This is a genomic window from Nonomuraea sp. MG754425 (assembly GCF_021699195.1).
GTDB lineage: Bacteria > Actinomycetota > Actinomycetes > Streptosporangiales > Streptosporangiaceae > Nonomuraea.
In genome coordinates this window covers 1-21,781 of sequence record NZ_SSXE01000007.1, presented here as the reverse complement: position 1 = coordinate 21,781, position 21,781 = coordinate 1, and the positions used below count along the sequence as shown (strand labels likewise).

General features: G+C 69.5%; 22 protein-coding genes, 1 tRNA gene and 1 riboswitch. Of the genes, 12 read left to right on the top strand and 11 right to left on the bottom strand.

Going from position 1 to position 21,781, the window contains the following annotated elements:
* Positions 1-70 precede the first annotated feature (70 nt).
* A complete protein-coding gene (locus tag FAF44_RS04020; RefSeq protein WP_237101618.1) occupies positions 71-649 on the top strand; it encodes a methylated-DNA--[protein]-cysteine S-methyltransferase in 579 nt (192 codons plus the stop codon).
* Between the two features lie 26 nt (positions 650-675).
* Here FAF44_RS04020 and FAF44_RS04015 read toward each other — a convergent pair whose 3' ends face one another.
* From FAF44_RS04015 to FAF44_RS04005, 3 genes are all read right to left on the bottom strand, one after another.
* Entirely contained in the window at positions 676-1,983 is a 1,308-nt protein-coding gene (locus tag FAF44_RS04015; RefSeq protein ID WP_237101617.1) for a cytosine permease, read from the bottom strand.
* Positions 1,973-2,088, bottom strand: a riboswitch (TPP riboswitch). Its footprint overlaps the gene before it by 11 nt.
* A 54-nt stretch (positions 2,089-2,142) precedes the next feature.
* Complete coding sequence (locus FAF44_RS04010; RefSeq protein ID WP_237101616.1) at positions 2,143-2,466, bottom strand: rhodanese-like domain-containing protein; 324 nt, start codon at positions 2,464-2,466, stop codon at positions 2,143-2,145.
* On the bottom strand, positions 2,463-2,900 hold the full coding sequence (locus tag FAF44_RS04005; protein WP_237101615.1) for a helix-turn-helix domain-containing protein: 438 nt from the start codon (positions 2,898-2,900) through the stop codon (positions 2,463-2,465). The genes FAF44_RS04010 and FAF44_RS04005 overlap by 4 nt, the downstream gene beginning before the upstream one ends.
* A 103-nt stretch (positions 2,901-3,003) precedes the next feature.
* Between FAF44_RS04005 and FAF44_RS04000 the strand changes: the two genes are divergently transcribed.
* A complete protein-coding gene (locus FAF44_RS04000; RefSeq protein WP_237101614.1) occupies positions 3,004-4,389 on the top strand; it encodes an MFS transporter in 1,386 nt (461 codons plus the stop codon).
* On the opposite strand, the gene FAF44_RS03995 is transcribed toward FAF44_RS04000, so the two are convergent.
* The 3 genes from FAF44_RS03995 to FAF44_RS03985 are packed head-to-tail and all read right to left on the bottom strand — an operon-like array spanning position 4,382 to position 7,184.
* Complete coding sequence (locus FAF44_RS03995; RefSeq protein ID WP_237101613.1) at positions 4,382-5,260, bottom strand: Fpg/Nei family DNA glycosylase; 879 nt, start codon at positions 5,258-5,260, stop codon at positions 4,382-4,384. The two genes, FAF44_RS04000 and FAF44_RS03995, sit on opposite strands and share 8 nt — an antisense overlap.
* A 30-nt stretch (positions 5,261-5,290) precedes the next feature.
* Complete coding sequence (locus FAF44_RS03990) at positions 5,291-5,896, bottom strand: TenA family protein (protein WP_237101612.1); 606 nt, start codon at positions 5,894-5,896, stop codon at positions 5,291-5,293.
* A gap of 31 nt (positions 5,897-5,927) precedes the next feature.
* Positions 5,928-7,184 carry an LCP family protein gene (locus FAF44_RS03985; RefSeq protein WP_237101611.1) on the bottom strand — a complete coding sequence of 419 codons (1,257 nt, stop codon included), beginning with the start codon at positions 7,182-7,184 and terminating at the stop codon, positions 5,928-5,930.
* Between the two features lie 243 nt (positions 7,185-7,427).
* Here FAF44_RS03985 and FAF44_RS03980 point away from each other — a divergent pair, with 243 nt between their 5' ends.
* Together FAF44_RS03980 and FAF44_RS03975 are read left to right on the top strand one after the other, a co-directional pair.
* A complete protein-coding gene (locus tag FAF44_RS03980) occupies positions 7,428-8,777 on the top strand; it encodes a hemolysin family protein (RefSeq protein ID WP_237101610.1) in 1,350 nt (449 codons plus the stop codon).
* Positions 8,774-9,781 carry a hemolysin family protein gene (locus FAF44_RS03975; RefSeq protein WP_237101609.1) on the top strand — a complete coding sequence of 336 codons (1,008 nt, stop codon included), beginning with the start codon at positions 8,774-8,776 and terminating at the stop codon, positions 9,779-9,781. The genes FAF44_RS03980 and FAF44_RS03975 overlap by 4 nt, the downstream gene beginning before the upstream one ends.
* A gap of 236 nt (positions 9,782-10,017) precedes the next feature.
* Here the strand turns inward: FAF44_RS03975 and FAF44_RS03970 are convergent.
* Positions 10,018-10,100: transfer RNA gene (locus FAF44_RS03970), tRNA-Leu, on the bottom strand.
* 204 nt (positions 10,101-10,304) lie between these two features.
* Here FAF44_RS03970 and FAF44_RS03965 point away from each other — a divergent pair.
* The 7 genes from FAF44_RS03965 (at position 10,305) to pknB (ending at position 19,018) form a co-directional block, all read left to right on the top strand.
* Positions 10,305-11,045, top strand: a complete 741-nt coding sequence (locus tag FAF44_RS03965; protein ID WP_237101608.1) for a DUF3662 and FHA domain-containing protein — start codon at positions 10,305-10,307, stop codon at positions 11,043-11,045.
* A 17-nt stretch (positions 11,046-11,062) separates the two neighbouring features.
* Positions 11,063-11,533, top strand: coding sequence for an FHA domain-containing protein (locus FAF44_RS03960; protein ID WP_237101607.1), 471 nt, complete (start codon positions 11,063-11,065; stop codon positions 11,531-11,533).
* Positions 11,530-12,849 carry a Stp1/IreP family PP2C-type Ser/Thr phosphatase gene (locus tag FAF44_RS03955; protein WP_237101606.1) on the top strand — a complete coding sequence of 440 codons (1,320 nt, stop codon included), beginning with the start codon at positions 11,530-11,532 and terminating at the stop codon, positions 12,847-12,849. The genes FAF44_RS03960 and FAF44_RS03955 overlap by 4 nt, the downstream gene beginning before the upstream one ends.
* Positions 12,850-14,238 carry an FtsW/RodA/SpoVE family cell cycle protein gene (locus FAF44_RS03950; RefSeq protein ID WP_237101605.1) on the top strand — a complete coding sequence of 463 codons (1,389 nt, stop codon included), beginning with the start codon at positions 12,850-12,852 and terminating at the stop codon, positions 14,236-14,238.
* Complete coding sequence (locus tag FAF44_RS03945) at positions 14,235-15,698, top strand: penicillin-binding protein 2 (RefSeq protein ID WP_237101604.1); 1,464 nt, start codon at positions 14,235-14,237, stop codon at positions 15,696-15,698. Before FAF44_RS03950 ends, FAF44_RS03945 begins: the two co-directional genes overlap by 4 nt.
* A 21-nt stretch (positions 15,699-15,719) precedes the next feature.
* Positions 15,720-17,078, top strand: a complete 1,359-nt coding sequence (locus FAF44_RS03940; protein WP_237101603.1) for a serine/threonine-protein kinase — start codon at positions 15,720-15,722, stop codon at positions 17,076-17,078.
* An 83-nt stretch (positions 17,079-17,161) separates the two neighbouring features.
* Positions 17,162-19,018 (top strand): Stk1 family PASTA domain-containing Ser/Thr kinase, encoded by a 1,857-nt coding sequence (gene pknB, locus FAF44_RS03935; protein ID WP_237101602.1) that lies wholly within the window; start codon positions 17,162-17,164, stop codon positions 19,016-19,018.
* A gap of 158 nt (positions 19,019-19,176) precedes the next feature.
* Here the strand turns inward: pknB and FAF44_RS03930 are convergent, their stop codons facing one another.
* Genes FAF44_RS03930 through FAF44_RS03920 form a run of 3 tightly spaced genes read right to left on the bottom strand, consistent with a single transcriptional unit; the run spans position 19,177 to position 20,515 of the window.
* Positions 19,177-19,749 carry an aminodeoxychorismate/anthranilate synthase component II gene (locus tag FAF44_RS03930; protein WP_237101601.1) on the bottom strand — a complete coding sequence of 191 codons (573 nt, stop codon included), beginning with the start codon at positions 19,747-19,749 and terminating at the stop codon, positions 19,177-19,179.
* Complete coding sequence (locus tag FAF44_RS03925) at positions 19,746-19,904, bottom strand: hypothetical protein (protein WP_237101600.1); 159 nt, start codon at positions 19,902-19,904, stop codon at positions 19,746-19,748. Before FAF44_RS03925 ends, FAF44_RS03930 begins: the two co-directional genes overlap by 4 nt.
* A gap of 2 nt (positions 19,905-19,906) precedes the next feature.
* Positions 19,907-20,515 carry a class E sortase gene (locus tag FAF44_RS03920; RefSeq protein ID WP_237101599.1) on the bottom strand — a complete coding sequence of 203 codons (609 nt, stop codon included), beginning with the start codon at positions 20,513-20,515 and terminating at the stop codon, positions 19,907-19,909.
* A gap of 144 nt (positions 20,516-20,659) precedes the next feature.
* On the opposite strand from FAF44_RS03920, the gene FAF44_RS03915 reads away from it, so the two are divergent.
* Positions 20,660-20,905, top strand: coding sequence for a cell division protein CrgA (locus FAF44_RS03915; protein WP_148442372.1), 246 nt, complete (start codon positions 20,660-20,662; stop codon positions 20,903-20,905).
* Between the two features lie 34 nt (positions 20,906-20,939).
* Here FAF44_RS03915 and FAF44_RS03910 read toward each other — a convergent pair whose 3' ends face one another.
* Entirely contained in the window at positions 20,940-21,749 is an 810-nt protein-coding gene (locus FAF44_RS03910; protein ID WP_237101694.1) for a rhomboid family intramembrane serine protease, read from the bottom strand.
* Between the last annotated feature and the right edge of the window lie 32 nt (positions 21,750-21,781).

Below are 21,781 nucleotides of genomic sequence, written 5' to 3'. Positions count from 1 at the left end.
TGAGTGCGTCGGGCGATCCGTCCGATACGCTGCGGTCACGGTGATTCCCGGCGGTGGGAGGGTGCGAGGCATGTCGAGCCACGATCTCGATGCCCTGTTGCGGGCGACCTCCAGCACCTATCGGAGCGACATACCACCCGACATCGGCTTCGGCACCTACGACGGCGCCGTGGGCAAGCTGGTGCTGGCCGTCACGGGCAAGGGCATCGCGGCGTGCAGCTTCGAGCCGGAAGACGACGTGTACGAGCTGGTCACCCGGCACGTGGGTGGGTTCATCGGGCCCGACGCCCGGCGTCTCGACCCGGTGCGCAGGGAACTGGACGCGTACTTCTCGGGGCGGCTGCGGGCCTTCGCCACGCCGGTCGACCTGACACTCGCCACGTCTTTCGCGCGCACGGTGCTGCAGAAGACGATGGCCGTCCCCTATGGCACCACCACCTCGCTCGAGCAGATCGGCGAGAGCATCGGCCGGCCGCGTGCGCTGCGGGCGATCGGCAACGCGCTGTCGTCCAACCCCGTCTGCGTGATCGTGCCCTGCCACCGGGTGGTGCGCGAGGACGGCGCGATCGGCGACTACGCGGGCGGCCAGTCCGCCAAGCGGCACCTGCTCAACGTCGAGCGCCGCACCACCGAGGCGGCCGGCCGCTGAGCCCGCGGCGGCCGCCCCGACGGGCCCTAACGCCGCCGCAGCAGCAGGCCGACGAGCAGCGTGACCAGCGCGGCCACCAGGGCGCCGCCCAGCGCGCCGTTCATCCACACCTGACGGGTGAAGCCGATGGCCTCGCGCGCCCCGGCCCAGAGCCCGTCCCAGGCGGCGACGGTGGGCGTCGAGGTCGTCAGCCAGTAGGCCACGAAGCCCAGCGCCCACGGCACCAGCATCGACCAGCGCGAGGGGGCGTCCTCGGCGGTGTTCCAGCGGCGGGCGCCGCCCAGCAGGAAGTACTCCACGGCCAGCACCGCGAACATCGGCACGAACACCGCCCCGATCACGCTCAGGAACGCGCCGTACGACGTGACGTCCACGAGCAGCGCGATCGCCACGGTCAGCACCCCGATGACGACCGAGACGAGCCGCCGGTCCATGCGCGGCATCAGGTTCTGCAGCGAGACCGTGGTGGAGTAGACGTTGGCGAAGGACTGGTCGGTCTCGCGCAGCACCAGAACGGCGAAGAACAGCGCGCCCAGCGGCACCGCGACGAACGTCCCGAAGACGGCGTCGGCGTCGCCCGCGATGGCCACCGCGTACACGCCGAGCCCCAGGCAGGCGACCTGTGCCAGCGTGTAGCCCCCGACGACGCCGGTGAAGGCGGCCGTGCCGGAGCGCGAGTGCCGGGCGAAGTCGGCGGCCATCGGCACCCACGACACCGACAACGCGATCACGTAGTCCACGGCGGCGGGGAAGGCGCTCCACGAGCCGCCCGACTGCGCGGGCGCCTCACGCAGGAAGAACCAGGCAAACCAGACCATCGCCACGATCACCCCGATGGTGACGTACCGGCGTAGCACCCGGATCGAGCCGAGCGGCCAGATCGACAGCGCGGTCGTCAGCACGCCGGCCGCGATCACCCACACCGCGTACGGCACCGCCGGGAAGATCGCGCGGGCGCCCATGGCGATCACCCACAGCTCGAACGCGCCCCAGCCAAGCATCTGCACGATGTTCAGCGCCGTGGGCACGTAGGAGATCCGCGCCCCGAACAGCCCGCGCAGCAGCACCATCGCCGGCTGCCCCGTCTGGGTGCCGGGGACGGCCGCCAGGCCCACCATGGCCGTGCCGATCAGGCTGCCGACCACGGTCGCGACGAGCGCCGCCCCGAGGCTGAGCGGGGCGTTGCCCAGCGGGTCGAGCAGGAACATCGCCCCGGAGAAGCCGAGGAGGCTGACCCCGAGGTTCGCCCAGAGCGCACCCTGGTCGAGCACGCCCAGGGTCTTGGGCGGACGGCCTTCGAGGGTCAGCGGAACTTCGTCGGCGACATGCGTCATCGCACACTCCCTACGCCGGCATTACCCGGACAGGTTCAGGCGGTCGGCAGCGGATGTCTTGCTGCCCTCTCAGCCCGGTGACCCCGAGCTCCCGCGACGATCTGTAGTTTGCGCCCTCATCATGCCTCAGTGGCGGCTGAACCGCCATAGTGGGCGACTTCAGGCGACGTAGGGCGGCTGTCCCGTTTCGCTGACCATCGGGCGGCTGGCGCTCTCCCACGACTGCATGCCGCCCCCCACGTTGACGGCGTCGCGACCGAGCTGGTTGAGCCAGGCCGCGACCTGCGCGGACCGGCCGCCCACCCGGCACACGACATAGACGGTGCGATCGCCCGGCACCTCCTCGACCCGGCCCTGGATCTGGGTCATGGGGATGTGCACGGCCTCGGGCGCGTGGCCCGCCAGCCATTCGTCCTGCTCGCGGACGTCGAGCAGGTAGGAGCCGGCGGGAACGGCGTTGGCCTCGATCTCAGGAACGGTCATGTCTCCATCATCTCGCGCCGCGCGTCGTAGGCGGCACGGGCGGCGGCGATCTCCTCCTGGTGCGCCTCGGTCCACGTGACCAGGGACTTGATCGTCTGGTGCAGGGTACGGCCGAGCGGCGTCAGCGCGTAGTCCACGCGGGGCGGCACGACCGGGTGGACCGTGCGGCTGACCAGGCCGTCGCGTTCGAGCTGGCGCAGGGTGACGCTGAGCATGCGCTGGCTGATGCCGTCGATCTCGCGGCGGAGCTGGGTGAAGCGCAGGCTCTGGCAGTCGAGCAGGGCGATCACCAGCAGTGACCACTTGTCGGCGATGCGGTCGAGGATCTGCCTGACCTCGCAGTCCTCCCGCACGTCCCACTGGCGCACGTCGTAGTCGTCGTCGTCCATGGTGCTCTCGCAGTAACCGAGTGATTTGAAAGTGCCGTCTTCCACAACGAACCATGCTCGCTCATGATTTGTCCCGGTTACAAGTGATAACCGACTGCCTATTCGTAACCGGGGGTTTGTGGTGCCTGTGTCAGCCCGTTCCTGGGGTGTGCTGATCGTTCTTTGCGGGGCCATCTTCCTGGAGGGCATCGACGTGGCCATGCTCAACGTCGCCCTCCCGTCCATCCGGGCCGACCTCGGGCTGTCCACGGGCATGCTGAGCGGGGTCGTGAGCGCGTACGTGCTCGGCTACGGCGGTTTCATGCTGCTCGGCGGCCGGGCCGCCGACCTGCTGGGGCGGCGCAGGATGTTCCTGTTCTGGCTGGTGGTGTTCCTGCTCTTCTCCGGGCTCGGCGGTTTCGCGAACGAGGGGTGGGTGCTGCTGCTGGCCAGGTTCGTGACCGGGGTGGCCGCCGCGTTCATGACCCCGGCCGGCCTGTCCCTCATCACCACGAACTTTCCCGAGGGCCCGCGGCGCAACCAGGCCCTGCTGATCTACGCGGGCACGGCGGCGGGCGGCTTCGCGCTCGGCCTGGTGATCGGCGGGCTGCTGACCGCGATCGGCTGGCGCTGGGTGTTCTTCGCCCCGGTCCTGCTCTCGCTGGTCATCCTGGTCGCCGCGATCCCCCTGATCAAGGACGACGGGCAGCGCCCCGCGGTGCGGAGCTTCGACATGGCGGGCGCGCTCAGCGTCACCGGCGCGATGATCCTGCTCGTCTACGGCGTCGTACGCCTGGAGCACCCCTCCGACGGCCCGCTGCTGACGGCCGGGGCGTTCGCCGCCGGGCTGGCCCTGCTCGCGCTCTTCGTCGCCGTCGAACGCCGCTCGGCCGGCCCCCTGGTCCGCCTCGGCATCCTGCGCTCGGCCCCGCTGGTCCGGGCCAACATGATGGCCGCGCTGCTCACGGCCTCGTTCTTCGGCTTCCAGTTCCTGGTCACGCTGTACCTCCAGGAGTTGCGCGGCTGGTCCACCGTCCAGACGGGGCTCGCCCTGCTGGCCGCCGCCGCCGACGTGGTGCTGGCCCCCACGCTCACGCCGTGGCTGGTCAACCGGTTCGGCAACGCCAGGGTCGTGCTCGGCGGCCTGCTGTCGGGCCTGCTGGCCTACGCGTTGTTCCTCGGGGTGGGCCTGGACTGGACGTACGCGGCGATGTTGCCGTCGATGCTGCTGATCGGGCTGATGTTCGCCTTCGTCTACGGCCCGCTGACGATCGTGGCCACGGACGGCATCGCCGAGCACGAGCAGGGCCTGGCCGGCGGCCTGATCAACTCTTCGTTCCAGTTCGGCGCGGCCCTCGGCCTGTCGATGGTGACCGCGGTGAACGTGGCGGTCCTGGGCGCCGCGAGCGACGCCGAGTCGGGGCTCACGGCGATGCGCGCGGCCCTGGTGGTGCCCGTCACGGCCACGCTGCTGGCCACCGTCATCGCCGTGGTCGGCCTGCGCGGGCGCTCGCGTGGTCGCACCGGCGGGGAGCGGGCGCTCAGCGCTACTTGAGCAGCTTGGACAGGCGGCGGTCGGCCAGCGGCTTGCCGCCGGTCTGGCAGGTGGGGCAGTACTGCAGCGCGGAGTCGGCGAACGAGACCTCCCTGATCGTGTCGCCGCACACGTCGCAGGGCTGCCCCGCCCTGTTGTGCACGCGCAGCCCCGACTTCTTCTCCGCCTTGAGGTCCTTGGCGGCCAGCCCGTGCGCGCGCCCGACGGCCTCGCGCAGCGTGCTGACGATGGCCTCGTGCAGGTCGGCGACCTGCACGTCGGTCAGCGTGGCCGCGATCTTGAACGGGGACATCCTGGCCGCGTGCAGCACCTCGTCGGAGTAGGCGTTGCCGATGCCCGCGATCACCTTCTGGTCGCGCAGCAGCCCCTTGATCTGGGTACGGTTGCCGCCGACGATCCGCCCGAGGGCCTCGACGGTGAAGGTGTCGGCGAGCGGGTCGGGGCCGAGCGCGGCGACGCCGGGCACATCGTCCGGATTTTTCGTGACGTAGATGGCGAGGCGTTTCTGCGTCCCCGCCTCCGTCAGCTCGAACCCCGGGGCCCGTCCCTCCTCGTCGGGCGCCAGCCGGACCCGCGCCGCCAGCGGCCCCTTGCCCGGCCGCACCGGCTTGGCTCCGGACAGATCCTCCCGCCAGCGCAACCACCCGGCACGGGCCAGGTGGATGATCAGGTGCAGGCCGTCGCAGTCGAGGTCGAGGAACTTGCCGTGCCTGGCCACCCCCGTGACGGTCAGCCCGCCGAGCGCGGTCACCGGCGGATCGAACGTCTTGAGCGCCTGGATGGCGACCACGTCGACCCCCAGGATCGAACGGCCCACCGCCCGCTCGCGCAGAAAGTGGGTGAGCGACTCCACCTCGGGAAGTTCGGGCATGCCATCAGGGTACGTGCCGGGCCCGGATGGCTACGGCACGTCCCAGAACCGCAGTTCGTGGGCCATGCCCGCCTCGAACAGGGCCTGCGCCCGAGCCGGGTCCGGCGCGGCCTCGTCGATCATCCGCCCGATCCGCTCCGTGAGCGCCGCGAACCCCGGATCGGCGTAGGTGTCCACCCAGGCCCGGTAACGCGGTTCCGCGGGCGGGTCGGCCGCCAGCAGCCGTCCGAGGTTCGAATATCCCCACATGCACGGATACAGCGCCGCCAGCCCCTCCCCGTACGACGCCGCCGACTCCAGCAGGAACGCCGTGTACGCCGCGCACGCCGGCCCCTTCACCGCGCCCTCCAGATCGGCCCCGAACCCGGCCGACATCGACCGGTGCAGGCTCAGCTCGTCGTGGAAGGTGGTGTGCGCCAGATCCACCAGGTCGCCCAGATGCGCGTCGGGCGCCTGCCAGGCCAGCCGGGTGAAGACCCGCACGTAGTCGAGCAGGAACAGGTAGTCCTGCTCCAGCCACGACCGGAACACCGGCTCGGGCAGGTCGCCCCGCCCGATCCCGGCGACCGTGGGATGGTCGAGTTGCGCCCGCAGCAACGGGCGGCCGATGGCGTGCAACTTCTCCGAAATGGTCATGACCAGGAAGGTTAGTGGCGGATCGGCGGAATCAACCGGCGTCGATGACCTCCTTCGGCACCGGCTTGTCCTCCTTCAGCGCGTTGAACAGCGCCAGCGCCTTCTCCCGGTCCCACTTGACCGCCGAACCGCCGCCGGCGACCACCTCGTTGCCGCCGAACGGCACCACCGTGGTCACCGGGCTGTCGCCCATGGCCAGCCCCAGCGAGAGCAGGTTGAACGCGCCCGTGCCCGAGTCGACCTCGACCGAGTCGGTGGCGCTCATCGCCAGCGGGATCGAGGTGAACGGGTTGATCAGCACCCCCGGGCTGGCGGCCTTCTTGACCACCGCGCTGAGGAACTGCCGCTGCCGCTTGGTGCGCTCGAAGTCGGGCAGCGCCCCGCCCTTGCGGGTACGCACGTAGCCGAGCGCCTGCGAGCCGTTGAGCACCTGGGTGCCCTTCTTCAGCTTGAGGCCCGCCTTGGGGTCGTCGACGGCCGCCCGTACGTTGATCTCGACCCCGCCGACGGCGTCGACGATGCCCACGAACCCGGCGAAGCCGATCTCCATGTAGTGGTCGACGTGCACGCCCGTGACGCTCTCCACGGTGCGGGCCAGCAGCTTGGGGCCGCCGTAGGCGTAGGCCGAGTTGAGCTTGTCGCGGCCCCGGCCCGGGATGGTGACGGCGGAGTCGCGCGGCAGGCTGACCAGGGTCGGCTTGTCGCTCCCCTCGGGGATGTGCAGCAACATCATCGAGTCGGTGCGCTGGCCCGCGGCCCGCCCGGTGGCCAGCTTCCTGCGCTGGGCGGCGGTGAGGCCCTTGCGGCTGTCGGAGCCGACGAGCAGCCAGTTGGTGCCGGGGGTGTCGGCGGGCCGCCCGGGGTACTCGTCGAGCACCCCTTCGATGCCCGTCAGCCGCGAGTCGATCCAGAAGAACAACCCGACGCCGGCGACCAGCAGCACCACCAGGAGGCCCGCGATGATGCCCCCGATCGCCTTGCCGGAGATCCTTCTGCGCGGCCCCTTGGGCGGACGCTCGGCGCCGCGGGAGCGCAGCGGCCGCATCGGGCTGCCGCCCGACCGTTCACGGCCGTACACGCGGGAGCCGCCCTTGGGCGGCTGGGGCGGCTCGGGCGGAACCTGGGAGCCGGAGTGGTTGGGAAGCCGGTGCGTGGGCGCCGCCGGCCCTCCCCCGGGCGGCCGGTGCGCCGGCGCGCCCCCGGAACGCAGGCCGTCGCCGGGGCGTGGTGGCAGCGGGCGGCCGTCGCCTGGTGAGCGCATCGCCCGCGTCCGGTCGTCCTCAGACACTTCGCCTCTTTCCCTTCGCTTTGACATAAACGCTACGTCCAACCCCTGAACGGTGAAGACGTTCGCCAAGGTTTTCCCACGGAAAAGTACGTGGAACTAGCTGTGAGTCACTGCGGAAACATTGTTGCCACCAGCGTCGTTACGGTTAGGGACGACCTCTATCGAAGGGATGATCGTGTCCGATCCGGACCCCTGGAGTCCTCGCCCGTGCACGGGCACGGGTTTCTCTGAGGGCTCACCACGGTGAGCGCCTATCTGGGCCTGCTGGCCCTCCTGCTCCTCACCGCGGCGACCGGCTATTTCGTCGCCCAGGAATTCGCCTTCGTCGCCGCCGACCGCGGGGCGCTGCGTGAGCAGGCCGCCGCCGGTGACGCCGCCGCCGAGAAGGCACTCAAAGTCACTTCCCGGCTCTCCTTCATGCTCTCCGGCGCCCAGCTCGGCATCACGGTGACCGCGCTGCTGGTCGGCTTCCTGGCCGAGCCGGCGATCGCCACCCTCGTCCGGCCCTGGCTGATCGACGCGGACCTGCCCGACGCCATGATCACGGGTATCTCCGTGACGGCCGGCGTCTTCGTGGCGACCGTGGTGCAGATGGTGCTGGGCGAGCTGGCCCCGAAGAACCTGGGCATCGCCAGGCCCGAGCAGGTCGCCAAGGCGCTGGCCTCCTCGACGCTGGTCTACCTGGCCGTCGTCGGCCCGGTGGTCAAGCTGTTCGACTCGGCCGCCACGGGCCTGCTGCGGCGGGTCGGCATCGAGCCGGTGGAGGAGGTGGAACACGGCGCGACCCCCGAGGAGCTGTCCCGCATCATCGCGGAGTCGACCCAGGCGGGCGAGCTGCCGCCGAGGCTGTCCGACCTCCTGGAGCGGGCTCTGGAGTTCGGTGACCGCACGGCGGAGGAGATCATGGTCCCCCGCCCCAGGGTGGTGGCGCTGCGTACCACGCAGCCCATCGGCGACCTCCTCGCCGTCATGCGGGAATGCGGCCACTCCCGCTACCCCGTGCTGGGCGAGGACGGCGACGTCGCGGGCGTGACAGGGGTGCGCGAGCTGCTCGCCTCCGGCCTGGAGGAGGGCCGGATCGCCACGATCACCCGCCCCGCGCTCCTGGTGCCCGACTCGGTGCCCCTGCCCGCGGTCCTCGACCGGATGAGGACGGCCAAGGACGACATCGTCTGCGTCATCGACGAGTACGGCGGCCTGGCGGGCGTCATCACGGTGGAGGACCTGGCGGAGGAGCTGGTCGGCGAGCTGGTCGACGAGAACGACCCGGAGCCCGCCGGCGCGGTGGAGCATCCGGGCGGCGTCTGGGAGGTTCCCGGCAGGCTCCGCCTCGACGAGGTGGAGCGGGCGACGGGCATAGCCCTTCCGGAGAGCGACGACTATGACACCCTCGCCGGCCTGGTCCTGGCCAGGCTGGGCCGGATGCCCAACACGGGCGACACGGTGACCGTGCCGATCGCCACCGAGACCGACCCCTTCGCGGAAGACGTGGAGGAGCACCTGGCCGAGCTGACAGTGATGTCGCTCAACCGCCGGGTGCCCGAGTGGGTGCGTCTGACGCCCCTCCAGCACGCGGAGGCGACGACGCGATGAGCTTGATCATTCTAAGCCTGGCGCTCCTGGCCTTCAACGCGCTCTTCGTGGCGGCGGAGTTCGCCTTCGTCTCCTCCAGGCGTCACCGTCTCGAGGAGATGGCGGTGGGCGGTAACCGGCTGGTCAGGCTGGCCGCGAGGTCGGCCGCGGGCGGCAGCCGCCAGCTCTCCCTGATGCTGGCGGGCGCCCAGCTCGGCATCACCCTGTGCACCCTGGGCCTGGGCCAGGTCACCGAGCCGGCCCTGGAGCACTACATGGAGCCGGTCTTCGCCGCGATCGGCGTGCCGGAGCCCATGCGCCTGCCCATCTCCCTGGTGCTGGCGCTGGCCCTGGTCACGTTCCTGCACATGGTGATCGGCGAGATGGCCCCGAAGTCGTGGGCGCTGACCCACCCCGAGCGGGCGGCCCTGCTGCTGACGTTCCCGTTCCGGGCCTTCACCACGGTGATGCGCCCGCTGCTCTCCACGCTGAACAGCCTGACCAACTTCATCCTCCACCTGTTCGGCGTCCAGACGAGGGACGAGCTGGCGACGACGAGAACGCCCAGCCAGCTCGCCCTGCTGGTGGGCGAGTCGGGCAGGATGGGCCTGCTCGACCGGGAGGAGCACGACCTGCTGACCAGAGCCCTGAGGCTGGACGACGAGGGCATCGAACGCCTGATGGTCCCCATCGACAAGGCGGTCAAGGTCCGGCTCTCGGCGACGGCCGCGGAGATCAGATCGACCGCGGCCGGCAGCGCCCACCTCAGGCTCCTCGTGGAAGGCCCCCAAGGCGTGGAGGGCGCCCTCCACGTACGGGAGGCGCTGCTCAGGCCCGAGGTCACGGCGGCGGACCTGACCAGGCCGCTGCCCAGGCTCGCGTGCACCACCCAGGTCCCGGAAGCGGTCACCGTGCTCCAGGACCACCGATCGCATCTGGCTCTGGTCACCGACCTAGACAAAAAAGTGATCGGAATGGTGAGCCTCACGGATCTGGTGGGCGAACTCTTGGACACAAGAGTGTGACCTAAAACACACCCCCCGGACGTACGTCCGGGGGGAAGGTACCCCTTGCGATTACACAGGCACTAGACCAAGGTGAGAACCCCAACATGGTTGCGCAGGGGGCCCGGGGGCGAAGCCTCCACGAGCAGGGCAAGAAGAATGTTGGGAGCCCGGGGAGCATCACCCGGTCTGGCATGACAAAGGGACCCGAGGAGGCAAACCGTCCAGTTTGCTACCAGGGGCCCCGGTTATCGAGGTGGGCGAGGAGGGATTTGAACCCTCACGTCCTTTCGGACACACGGACCTGAACCGTGCGCGTCTGCCGTTCCGCCACCCGCCCTTGTGGGTGCGGAAAGAACATTAGCACGGAACAGCCACTGGTACTGAACCCGGATACGATCGCATAAGACACGGGAGCGGAGGAGCTGGGCGCGCGGGCCGACGAGCGCCTGGAGCACCGTGACGTGGAACGAGCGGAAACCGGGCGCCGATGGATAGCGTCTCGGAGGCCGCGATCATATGCACGGAGGAAGGGAGGTACCCGGTGGGAGTCCTTCAGCGCTTCGAGCGAAGGCTCGAGGGCCTGGTGGAGGGAGCCTTTGCGCGGGCGTTCAAATCTGACCTTCAGCCGGTCGAGGTCGCCAGCGCGGTTCAGCGGGAGATGGATGAGCGTGCGGCGATCGTCGCGCAAGGTCGCACGCTCGTGCCCAATGACTTCGTGGTTGAGTTGTCCACGACCGACAGCGAACGGCTTGAGGTCTACGCCGACAGCATCAGCCACGAGCTGGCCAACCTCGCCAGGGAGTACGCCAAGGAACAGGGCTACTCCTTTGTGGGACCGGTCCGGGTTCGCTTCGAGACCGCCGGCGACCTGGCTGTGGGTCTGTTCCGCATCAGATCGGGCGTCATCCGTGGCGCCACGGTCGAGCAGGACGAGATCCGGCAGCCGGCGAGCGACCTGCCTCCGTCGAGGCCCGGCGCATTCAACGGGCGGCCCCGGCTGCTCGTCTCCACTCAGGACGATCCGCAGGGCGACCGCTCCTACGAGCTCACCACTCCGGTGACCTTGCTGGGCAGGGGCACCGACTGCGATCTTCGTCTAGTCGATCCGGGCGTCTCGCGGCACCATGCGGAGCTGCGCGTCGAAGGCCAGACCGTGGCTCTGGTGGATCTCGGATCGACGAACGGCACTTTTGTCAATGGCCAGCCGGTACGCAGGATCGAGCTCCAGAACGGCACGCGAGTGACTCTGGGGCGTACGACTCTGGTGTTCCGGCGCGATTAGGGGTAGACAGACGGTCCATGTCCGAGCTCACGCTGCTGCTGATCCGGCTCGCTTTCCTGGCGGTGCTGTGGTTCTTCGTCATTGCCGCAGTCGGCGTGATCCGGACTGACTTGTTCGGTTCACGCACGGCTCCGGCGGTCGCCCACAAGGCCGCCAAACCCGCCAAACCGGCGGTCAAGCCCAAAAGCAAGAAGGGCGAGCCCCGCCAGCTCATCGTCACAGGTGGCCCTCTCCAAGGCACCACCATCAATCTCACGGAGACGCCCATCACCATTGGCCGGGCCAATGACGCCACGCTGGTAGTCACCGACGACTACGCTTCCAGCCGGCATGCCCGGCTCTTCCCTCAGGACGGTCAATGGATCGTGGAAGATCTTGGGTCCACCAACGGCACGTATCTCGACCGCTCGAAAGTCACCCGCCCGACCCCGGTGCCGCTCGGTGTTCCGATCCGCGTCGGCAAGACAGTCATTGAATTGCGCAAATGACCATCGCACTCCGCTACGCCGCCCGCTCGGACGTCGGCCTCCTCCGCGAAGGGAACGAGGACTCGGCGTACGCTAGCGGGCGCCTGCTCGCCGTCGCCGACGGTATGGGCGGGCACGCACACGGCGAGGTGGCGAGTTCAGTCGCCATCGCCGCCATGGCCTCTCTGGAAGAGGCCCAACAGGGGGGTGACCTGCTCAACGCCATCGAGGCAGCGGTACGCGACGCCAATCGCAAGCTGCACGAGATGGTGGGGCGGGATCCCAGCCTCAAAGGCATGGGCACGACTCTCACGGCCATGCTCTGGAACGGCACCCAGGTCGCCCTGGTCCATGTGGGCGACTCGCGGGCCTATCTCCTGAGACGCGGTGAGCTGTACCAGATCACCCATGACCACACGCTGGTGCAGCAACTCGTCGACGACGGGCGCATCACACCCGAAGAGGCGGCCACGCATCCGCAGCGCTCGATCCTGCTGCGCGCACTCGACGGCAGCGGCGAGGTCGATCCCGACCTCACGCTCCGGGAGGCGCAGGTGGGCGATCGCTACCTGCTCTGTTCCGACGGCCTGTCGGGCGTGGTGAGCGCGGAGACGATGCACGCCACGCTCACCAACATCGACGACCCTGAAGAGGTCGTACGCCAGCTCATCGACCTGGCGAACCGGGGCGGTGGGCCCGACAACATCACCTGTGTGCTGGCCGACGTCATGGAGATCACCGACGGGCAGCAGGCGCCCGCGGAGATCGCCGTGGTCGGCGCCGCGGGCATGAACCGGCTGCACGGTGATCCACCGGACGCGCCGCCGGGGCGAGCCAGCGCGGTGACCGCACCCCAGCCGGTGATCACTGACGACGCGTTCGGCGAGCAGGCCGCCCCGCAGGCGGCCCGGCGCGCGGGAAAACGTCGTCGAGTGTGGCCCGTGCTGGTCACCGTGCTCGGCATCGGCGGCGTGGCCGCCGGCGTCGGTGGCTACTTCGGATACCAGTGGACCCAGGAACAGTTCTTCGTCGGTGCCAGGGGCGACGAAGTGGTCGTGTTCCAGGGGATCCAGCGGGAGGTGGGGCCGTTCCAGCTCTTCCACGTCTCCACGCCCACGGGCAGGCAGCTCTCCAAGCTGTCGGAGGCGGACCAGGCGCTGATCAAGGGCGGCATTCCCGTCACCACCGTCGCCGAAGGCATGACGAGGATCAACAGCTTGAAGTTCTCCGAGTCAGAATCGAAGGATGAGACCTCGGATGAGACCTCCACGGAGGCGAGCGCCGGCCCCACGGCCGAGGCCAGCGCCACCCCCGCCAAGACGAAGCAGCAACGGTAGATGAGCGAACTCGGCGTCCCCCCCGTCCCGATGCCGGCCAAGCGGCGCGGGGCTCAGCTGATCATGCTCGCGCTCGCCGTGCTGATCGTCATGGGCGCCTACGCCAACGTCGGCCTGGCGATGGACGGCCAGATCCCCGCGGGCATGCTCACCTACGGGCTGAGCCTGGGTGGCCTGATGCTGGCCGCCTACCTGGTGCTGGCCAAGTTCGCCCCTTGGGCGGACCCGCTGATCCTGCCGCTGGTGACGCTGGTCAACGGCGTCGGCCTGGTGATGATCTACCGGTTGGAGCAGTCCGACCTGGAGGGCATGGCGGGCGCCTCGGCCACCAGCCAGATCATCATGACCGGGGTCGGCGTCGTGTTCTTCACCGTGACGCTGCTGGTCCTGCGTGACCACCGCACGTTGCAGCGGCTGACGTACACGGCCGGGCTGATCGGCGTGGTCCTGCTGATCTCGCCGCTGGTGCCCGGACTGGGCAGGGAGATCAACGGCGCGCGCATCTGGATCGGGGTCGGCCCGGCGAGCATCCAGCCGGCCGAGTTCGCCAAGATCGCGCTGGTCATCTTCTTCGCCGGCTACCTGGTCGCCAAGCGCGACGTACTGGCCCTGGCCGGGCGGCGGTTGCTCTTCATCGACCTGCCCCGGGCCCGCGACCTCGGCCCCGTGCTGATCACCTGGGCCGTCGCCATCGGCGTGCTGGTGCTGCAGAAGGACCTGGGCTCGTCGCTGCTGCTGTTCGGCGGTTTCGTGGTGATGCTCTACATCGCCACACAGCGCACGTCGTGGGTGCTGATCGGCCTGCTGCTGTTCATCGGCGGCGCGTTCCTGGCCGGGCAGATCTTCTCCCACGTGGGCGACCGCTTCGACGTCTGGCTCGACCCGAGCTCCGCCGAGTACTACGAGCGCCAGTACGGCGGCAGCTACCAGATCATGCAGGGCCTGTTCGGCCTGGGTGCGGGCGGCATCCTGGGCACCGGCCTGGGCCAGGGTCACCCCGACCTGATCCCGTTGGCCTTCTCCGACTTCATCTTCAACGCCACCGGTGAGGAACTCGGCCTGACCGGGCTCATGGCGCTGCTGATGATCTACGCGCTCATCGTCGAGCGTGGCCTGCGCACCTCGCTCGCGGCCCGCGACCCCTACTCCAAGCTCCTGGCGGGCGGCTTGTCGTTCATCCTGGCCTGGCAGCTCTTCATCATCGTCGGGGGCGTGACGAACCTCATTCCGCTGACCGGCCTGGTGACACCCTTCATGTCACAGGGAGGCTCGGCCCTCCTGGCTAACTGGATCCTTATCGCGCTGCTGGTACGAACGTCAGATGCCGCCAGACGCCCCCCGCCCCAGGCGATCCAGAACGAAGGAATGACGCAGGTGTTCCAGCGATGAACGGCACCCTCAAGCGCGTGGCCGTGGCATGTCTGGCCATGTTCGCGCTCCTGATGATCAACGTGAACCTCCTCCAGGCCGTCCGGGCCGAGGAGTTCCGTACCGACGCGCGCAACACCCGCAACTACTTCGACCGCTATGCCATCGAGCGGGGCCGCATCACGGCCGGCGGCAAGGTGATCGCGCAGTCCGTCGAGAACAAGGACAGCGACTTCAAGTTCGTCAGGAAGTACACCGAAGGCAAGCTCTACGCGCACGTCACGGGCTACTTCTCGCCCGAGAGCGAGAGCGCGATCGAGCGCAGCGAGAACAGTCTGCTCGACGGCTCCAGCGCCGACCTGCTGCTGCGGCGGAGCATCGACCTGTTCACCGGTGAGGCGGCCAAGGGCGCCAACGTCGATCTGACGATCGACCCGAAGACCCAGAAGGCGGCCTACGACGCGTTGCGGAGCAGCGGCAAGCGGGGCGCGGTGATCGCGCTCAACCCGAAGACGGGCGCGATCCTGGCGATGGTCTCGCTGCCCACCTACGACCCGGGTGAGCTGTCGGGCACCAGCAAGTCGGCGGTCTTCTCGCGCTACGACCAGCTCGACGCCGACAAGAACCAGCCGCTGCTCAACCGCACCATCGGGCAGACGTACCCGCCCGGCTCGACGTTCAAGGTCGTGACGATGGCGGCCTACCTGGAGGAGGACTCCTCCCGCGGCCCGCAGACCACCGTGGAGGCGCCGCAGAACCTCCCGCTGCCCAACACGAACATCAGCCTGCCCAACTACGGCGGCTCGGCCTGCGGCAGCGGCCAGGTGACGCTGGTCTTCGCGCTGGAGAAGTCGTGCAACACGCCCTTCGGCTCGATGGGCATGGAGCTGGGCTACGACAAGATGCGGGAGCAGACCGAGAGGTTCGGCATGGGCACGCCGGTGGCCGTGCCGATGAGCGTGGCCAAGAGCGACTTCGGCCCCGAGGAGGACAAGGCCGCTCTGGCGATGGCCTCCATCGGGCAGCGCAGCAACCGGATGACGCCGATGCAGATGGCCATGATCGCCGCGGGCATCGCCAACGACGGCACGGTGATGAAGCCGTACCTCGTGAACAAGATCACCGACGCCAAGGGCGACACGATCGACGAGGCCGATCGGGAAGCTTTGACGACGGATGCGGTCAGTTCCGAGACGGCGGGCAAGTTGCGCGAGATGATGGTGAGCGTCGTCAGCAACGGGACCGCCAACCTGGCGCAGGTCCCGGGCGTCCAAGTAGCGGGTAAGACAGGCACTGCGGAGACCGCCGACGGGCAGCCGCCGCACGCCTGGTTCATCTCCTTCGCGCCCGCCGAGGACCCGAAGGTGGCCCTGGCGGTCATCGTCGAGTCCGGCGCAGCCAAGGTCGGGGCGGAGGCGACCGGCGGCCACACCGCCGCGCCCATCGCAAAGGCCGTGCTGGAGGCGGTGCTGAACAGGTGAGTGACGGTAACCTGCTGGGTCATGCGGCTCCGTAACCGCTACCTGCTGCTCTCCCGCATCGCCACGGGCGGTATGGGAGAGGTGTGGCGTGCCCGCGACGAGTTGCTCGGGCGCGAGGTGGCGGTGAAGATCCTGCGCAGCCACATCTACGTCGATCCCACCTTCCGTGAGCGGTTCCGCAACGAGGCGCGGCTGACGGCCGCGCTGGCGGACCCCGGGGTGGCGCAGATCTTCGACTACGGCGAGCAGAGCGACCTCGCCTACCTCGTCATGGAGTTGGTGCACGGCGAGCCGCTGTCGGCCATCCTGGCGCGCAACGGGGCCGTCGGGCCCGAGGTGGCGCTCGACGTGGTGCACCAGACGGCCAGGGCGCTGCACGCCGCGCACTCGGCCGGGATCATCCACCGCGACATCAAGCCCGGCAACCTGCTGGTCACCCCCGAGGGCATCATCAAGGTGACGGACTTCGGCATCGCGCGTGCCCTGGAGGCGGCGCCGGTGACGCAGACCGGCACGGTGCTGGGCACGGCCCAGTACGTCAGCCCCGAGCAGGCTCAGGGCTTCCCGCTCACGCCCGCGACCGACCTGTACTCCCTGGGCGTGGTGGCCTACGAGTGCCTGTCGGGGCGCACGCCGTTCCGCGGGGACAACCAGGTGGCGATCGCGCTGCAGCACCTCAACGAGCAGCCGCCGCCGCTCGGCGTGGACGTGCCCGCGCCGGTGCGCGAACTGGTCACGGCGCTGCTGGCCAAGGAGCCGGGGCAGCGCCCGCCGGGGGCGTCCGAGGTGGCCGACGTGGCGTACGCGCTGCGCGAGTCGCTGGCGGGAGTCGAGCACAGCGCCGAGCTCAGCATGCTCACCGACCCGGGCGGCTTCCGCGTCCGCGAGCCCGCCCCCGAGGACGAGCGCCAGACCGACGACCTCGTACCGGCCACCACGGTGCAGGAGCGGCCGACGGGCAGGCGCAAGGGGGCCAGGACGCTGGCGCTGGTCGCCACGGCGGGCTGCGTGGCGGCGGTGGGGCTCACGGCGGTGACGTTCGCCAGCCGGCAACCACAGCGGCCGGACGTGGCCGAGCCGTCGGTGCCGCCCACGGCGATGCAGTCGACGCAGGAACCGGTGCGGCCGACGAAGACCAAGACGCGTACGCGGCGACCGGCGGTGGTTCCGGTGAAGCCGACGAAGCCTATACCCTCACGGTCGGCTACGGTAAGCAAGTCGGCCACTCCCACGAAGAAGCCGACGCCGAAACCGACCCCGACCACCACCCGAACCCCTACGCCCACCCCGACCCCAACGCCCACCACGACACCGACAACTCCGACACCTACCACCTCGCCGGACCCGGGTGATACAAACCCGCCCAAAGAGGAGACGTGATGCGCCATGGGGTCGATGATGGACACCGGCGGCCCCCCGAGCAGGCCGGTACCCAAGATGAACGGTAAGGGACAGTGCAGGAAATGACTCAGCCTCGGCTACTCGGAGGTCGCTACGAGCTCGACGGTGTCGTCGGGCGCGGCGGCATGGCCGAGGTGTATCGCGCCCGAGACATCCGGCTGGACCGCATAGTCGCGATCAAGACCCTCCGCTCCGACCTCGCGCGCGACCACACCTTCCAGGCCCGGTTCCGCCGTGAGGCGCAGTCGGCGGCCTCCCTGAACCACCCGGCCGTCGTCGCGGTCTACGACACCGGCGAAGACGGCACCGACGGCACCCCCGTGCCGTACATCGTCATGGAGTACGTCGACGGCAGGACGCTGCGCGACCTGCTGCGCCAGGACCGGCGGTTGCTGCCCGAGCGGGCCGTGGAACTGGTCGACGGCATCCTGCGCGCGCTCGACTACAGCCACCGCGGCGGCATCGTGCACCGTGACATCAAGCCGGCCAACGTGATGATCACGCGAGCCGGCGACGTCAAGGTGATGGACTTCGGCATCGCGCGCGCGATGGCCGACTCCGCCGCCACGATGACGCAGACCGCCCAGGTGATCGGCACCGCCCAGTACCTGTCGCCCGAGCAGGCGCGCGGTGAGCGCGTCGACGCGCGCAGCGACATCTACTCCACCGGCTGCCTGCTGTACGAGCTGCTGACCGGCCAGCCGCCGTTCACCGGCGACTCCCCGGTCGCGATCGCCTACCAGCACGTGCGCGAAGAGCCCATCCCGCCGTCCCAGATCGACCCCGAGATCCCGCAGTGGGCCGACGCCATCGTCCTCAAGGCCATGGCCAAGGACCCGGCGCACCGGTACCAGAACGCCAGCGAGATGCGGGCCGACATCCAGCGGGCGATGTCCGGCATGCCGACCGACGCCCAGACGACGGCGATGACGGCCAACTTCGGCCAGGGCACGCGCATGATGAGCGCCACCCAGGGCGGCCACGGCCCGGCCACGCAGCGCACCACGGCGGTCCCGCCGTACGACTACGACGAGGGCGGCGGTCGCGGTGGGCGGCGCAGGGCGCAGTCGAGCGGCGGCAACGCCGTCAAGACGGCACTGTGGATCATCGTCCCGCTGCTGATCATCGGCGCGTTCATCACGATCGGCTACGTGGTCTTCAGCGGCGGAGGCGCGCCGGCCACCACGCAGGTCTCGATCCCCGACCTGGTCTCGCAGGAGCGCTCCTACGCGGAGGACCAGCTCACCACTCTCGGCCTGAAGGTCGAAGTGGTGCAGGAGGCGAACTCCGACGTCGAGAAGGGCGCCGTCATCAAGACGGACCCGGTCAAGGACACCAAGGTCGACAAGGAGTCGACGGTCAAGCTGTTCGTCTCCAGCGGCCCCGCCAAGGTCAAGGTGCCCGACGGCCTGGTCGGCATGAAGCAGACCGACGCCGAGAAGACCCTGGAGGAGGCGGGTCTGCGGGGTGTGATCAAGACGCGTAACTCGTCCAAGCCGCAGGGCACGGTCATCTCCACCGAGCCCAAGGCCGGCGCGGAGATCGAGGAGAACGGCTCGGTCACCCTCTTCATCCCCAAGGCGCTCATCGAGGTGCCCAGCGTGATCGGGCTCACCCAGCAGGACGCCACGGCGCAGCTCAAGGGCTCGGGCTTCAAGGTCAAGGCCGTTCCGCAGCCCAACGACCAGCCCGAGGGCACCGTGGTCCAGCAGAACCCCGGTGAGGGCGCGAAGCAGGTCGCGGGCACGACGATCACGATCGTGGTCTCGACCGGTCCCGCGGAGCAGCCGACCGACGGCTTCCCGACGGACGATCCGTCCGACGGGTTCCCGTCAGACGAGCCGACCGACGATGTCCCGACCGACGAGCCGACCGAGGACAACCCGATCGGTGACGACGGTCTCGGCTTCGGCGGCTGAGGTCCGGCGTACTCGGTGAAGGGCCGCCCTCCGGGGCGGCCCTTTTCGGTTGCCGCACCTTCGGGGCGGGCGAAGGGCGTGGAGACAGCGAACGCCCCCGCCGCTCGGGGGCAACGGCGGGGACGCTCACCTGTACGTCGCTCTGCGCGAGCCGTTTGTTACACGATCGCGCGCAGCCAGTTTCCCAGCAGCCGGTGGCCGTGCTCGGACAGCACGGACTCGGGGTGGAACTGGATGCCCTCGACGGGTGCGCGCCGGTGGCGCAGGCCCATGATCACGCCGTCGGCCGTGCGGGCGGTCACGTCGAGTTCGGCGGGCACGGTCTCGGGCAGCACGGCCAGCGAGTGGTAGCGGGTCATCCGGACGGGTGAGGGCAGCGTCTCGAAGACGCCCTGGCCGTCGTGGCTGATGGCGCTGATGCGGCCGTGGAAGAGGTCGGGCGCGCGGGTGACGGTGGCCCCGTAGGCGACGGCGATGGCCTGGTGGCCGAGGCAGACGCCGAGCAGCGGCCGGTTGCTCCCGGCCGCGTGGCGGACCAGGGGCACGCTCACGCCGGCCGCCTCGGGGGTGCCGGGGCCGGGGCTGATGAGCACGCCGTCGTAGCCGTCGGCGTCGTGGACGCGTACGTCGTCGCGGGGCCGCACGTCGCAGTCGGCACCGAGCGCGCGCAGGTACTGCACGATGGTGTGGACGAAGCTGTCGTGGTTGTCCACGACCAGCACGCTGGTCATTCTCTTACGGTCACCTCGTCTAGCGTCACCGCGGGCTCCAGGAGCGGGAACACCGCATACCAGAGTACGGCCCCCACGACGGCGACCAGCACCGCGGCCGTCAGGGCACGGGTGAGGGGGCGGCCGGGCAGCATGCGCCAGAGCCAGGCGTACACGTTCACTCCTCGCGCGGTTCCGTGGTCTTCAGCACGCCGTAGACGATGAGCCGCTCGGCGGCGGAGTACTCGGGGTGGCAGGTGGACAGGGTGATGAAGGCCCTGATGGGGCTGATGTCGGGCTTGCCGGGCACGGGGGCGAGCACCTCGATCTCGTCGGGTTCGACGATGTCCTGTGAGGTGACGCGGTAGACGTAGCGGGCCTCGCGGGCCTCCACGATGATCTCGTCGTCGCGTTCGAGCTCGTCGATCTCGTTGAACGGGGCCGCGTACGTGGTGCGGTGTCCCGAGAGCACGAAATTTCCGATCTGGCCGGGCATGGCGCTCTTCGGGTAGTGGCCGGGGCCCTTCTTGAGCTGCTCGGCGCCGACGCCCTCGACCACGGCGTACCGGTAGTCGTCGCCGAGCTTGGGGATGCGCAACATCGCGACGGCCTGACCCGGCTTGACCTGCCGCGTCGGCTCCTTGCGCGTGTCCAGCTCGCGCCGCAGCAGCGCCTGCTGGCTCTGGGTGTAGGCACCGGTGCCCCAGAGCAGGTAGGCGCAGAACAGCATGAGGATCAGGCCCGCGGTGATGCTGATCTCCCCCACGGCCCGGAGCGTGGCCCGCATTCGATCAGCGTATTCGGACACGATCCGGGCCCCGGGGATCGCCATGTCGTGCGCGTGGCGACTATCCTGGGGGCCGCTACGACTACGCTAATCGAAGAGCCTGTGGACGATCCGGATGCCCAGGCGCTCAGCAGGAGTTATCCAGTGCCCAAGTCCAAGGCTCGCAAGAAGGCGGTCTACACCCCGCCGCAGAGATCACAGCAGGTCAAGGTCAGCCCGCGCTGGCTGGCCCCCACGATGGTCGCCGCATGGATCATCGGCATCCTGTGGATCGCGATCTATTACGTCGCACCGCAGGCGCCCTTCTTCAGCGACCTCCAGAACTGGAACCTGCTGATCGGGTTTGTTTTCATCATCTTCGGTGTGGTTCTTTCCACCCGCTGGCGTTAGTTTTTTCCACAGTCTTTTCCACAGCCTGGGGAAGTCAGAGCGCGGTGAGGATGGCCGAGGTTCTGATCACCACGAGCACGGCCAGCACGACCAGTGCTCCGGCGATCGCCAGCGCCTGCCAGAGGGTCCTGCTGTTCTTGGGGGCGTAGGCCAGCGCCCCCGCCAGCAGCGACCCGGTGATGAGGCCGCCGATGTGGCCGGTCCAACTGATGCCCGACACCAGGAACGTGATCGCCAGGTTGAGCGCGATGAGCACGGCGATGCCGCGTACGTCCATGTTGAGCTTGCGGCCCACCACGAACACCGCGCCGAACAGGCCGAAGATCGCCCCGGACGCGCCCACCGTGGGCTGGCCGAGCGGGTCGAGCCAGAGACCGAGCACCGAGCCGCCGAGCGCGCTGATCAGGTAGATGGCGGCGTAGCGCACGTGGCCGAAGGCGCGCTCCAGGTAGGGGCCGACCACGTAGAGCGCCCAGCAGTTGAACAGGATGTGGAAAAGTCCGCCGTGCACGAAGGCGGCGCTGATCAGGCGGTAGTACTCGCCGTAGACCGCGACGCCGGCCGGCCACATCGCCAGTTCGCCGGTGATGGCGTCGGAGAGGTACTGGGCGCCGAAGACCAGCACGTTGACGACCAGCAGCGCGTACGTGACGAACGGCGTGCGCACGACCCGGCCGCCGAACGTGGACGTGGCCTGCCGGATACCCTTGTTGCCTTCGGCCACGCACTCGGGGCACTGGAATCCGACGGCGGCGTCACGCATGCAGTCGGGGCAGATCGGACGCTCGCAGCGCTGGCAGCGGACCCAGGTCTCCCTGTCGGGGTGGCGGAAGCAGGTGGGCACCGCCTCAGCGGGCTGCTCGGGTGGGGGTGGCG

What these genes read in the sequence shown, in the direction of transcription:
- FAF44_RS04015 (WP_237101617.1), bottom strand. Translation starts at nt 1,983, where the DNA reads ATGACGCATGTCGCCGACGAAGTTCCGCTGACCCTCGAAGGCCGTCCG.
- FAF44_RS03930 (WP_237101601.1), bottom strand. Translation starts at nt 19,749, where the DNA reads ATGACCAGCGTGCTGGTCGTGGACAACCACGACAGCTTCGTCCACACC.
- FAF44_RS03945 (WP_237101604.1), top strand. Translation starts at nt 14,235, where the DNA reads ATGAACGGCACCCTCAAGCGCGTGGCCGTGGCATGTCTGGCCATGTTC.
- FAF44_RS03990 (WP_237101612.1), bottom strand. Translation starts at nt 5,896, where the DNA reads ATGACCATTTCGGAGAAGTTGCACGCCATCGGCCGCCCGTTGCTGCGG.
- pknB (WP_237101602.1), top strand. Translation starts at nt 17,162, where the DNA reads ATGACTCAGCCTCGGCTACTCGGAGGTCGCTACGAGCTCGACGGTGTC.
- FAF44_RS03955 (WP_237101606.1), top strand. Translation starts at nt 11,530, where the DNA reads ATGACCATCGCACTCCGCTACGCCGCCCGCTCGGACGTCGGCCTCCTC.
- FAF44_RS03940 (WP_237101603.1), top strand. Translation starts at nt 15,720, where the DNA reads ATGCGGCTCCGTAACCGCTACCTGCTGCTCTCCCGCATCGCCACGGGC.
- FAF44_RS03950 (WP_237101605.1), top strand. Translation starts at nt 12,850, where the DNA reads ATGAGCGAACTCGGCGTCCCCCCCGTCCCGATGCCGGCCAAGCGGCGC.
- FAF44_RS03995 (WP_237101613.1), bottom strand. Translation starts at nt 5,260, where the DNA reads ATGCCCGAACTTCCCGAGGTGGAGTCGCTCACCCACTTTCTGCGCGAG.
- FAF44_RS03920 (WP_237101599.1), bottom strand. Translation starts at nt 20,515, where the DNA reads ATGCGGGCCACGCTCCGGGCCGTGGGGGAGATCAGCATCACCGCGGGC.
- FAF44_RS03975 (WP_237101609.1), top strand. Translation starts at nt 8,774, where the DNA reads ATGAGCTTGATCATTCTAAGCCTGGCGCTCCTGGCCTTCAACGCGCTC.
- FAF44_RS04020 (WP_237101618.1), top strand. Translation starts at nt 71, where the DNA reads ATGTCGAGCCACGATCTCGATGCCCTGTTGCGGGCGACCTCCAGCACC.
- FAF44_RS04010 (WP_237101616.1), bottom strand. Translation starts at nt 2,466, where the DNA reads ATGACCGTTCCTGAGATCGAGGCCAACGCCGTTCCCGCCGGCTCCTAC.
- FAF44_RS03960 (WP_237101607.1), top strand. Translation starts at nt 11,063, where the DNA reads ATGTCCGAGCTCACGCTGCTGCTGATCCGGCTCGCTTTCCTGGCGGTG.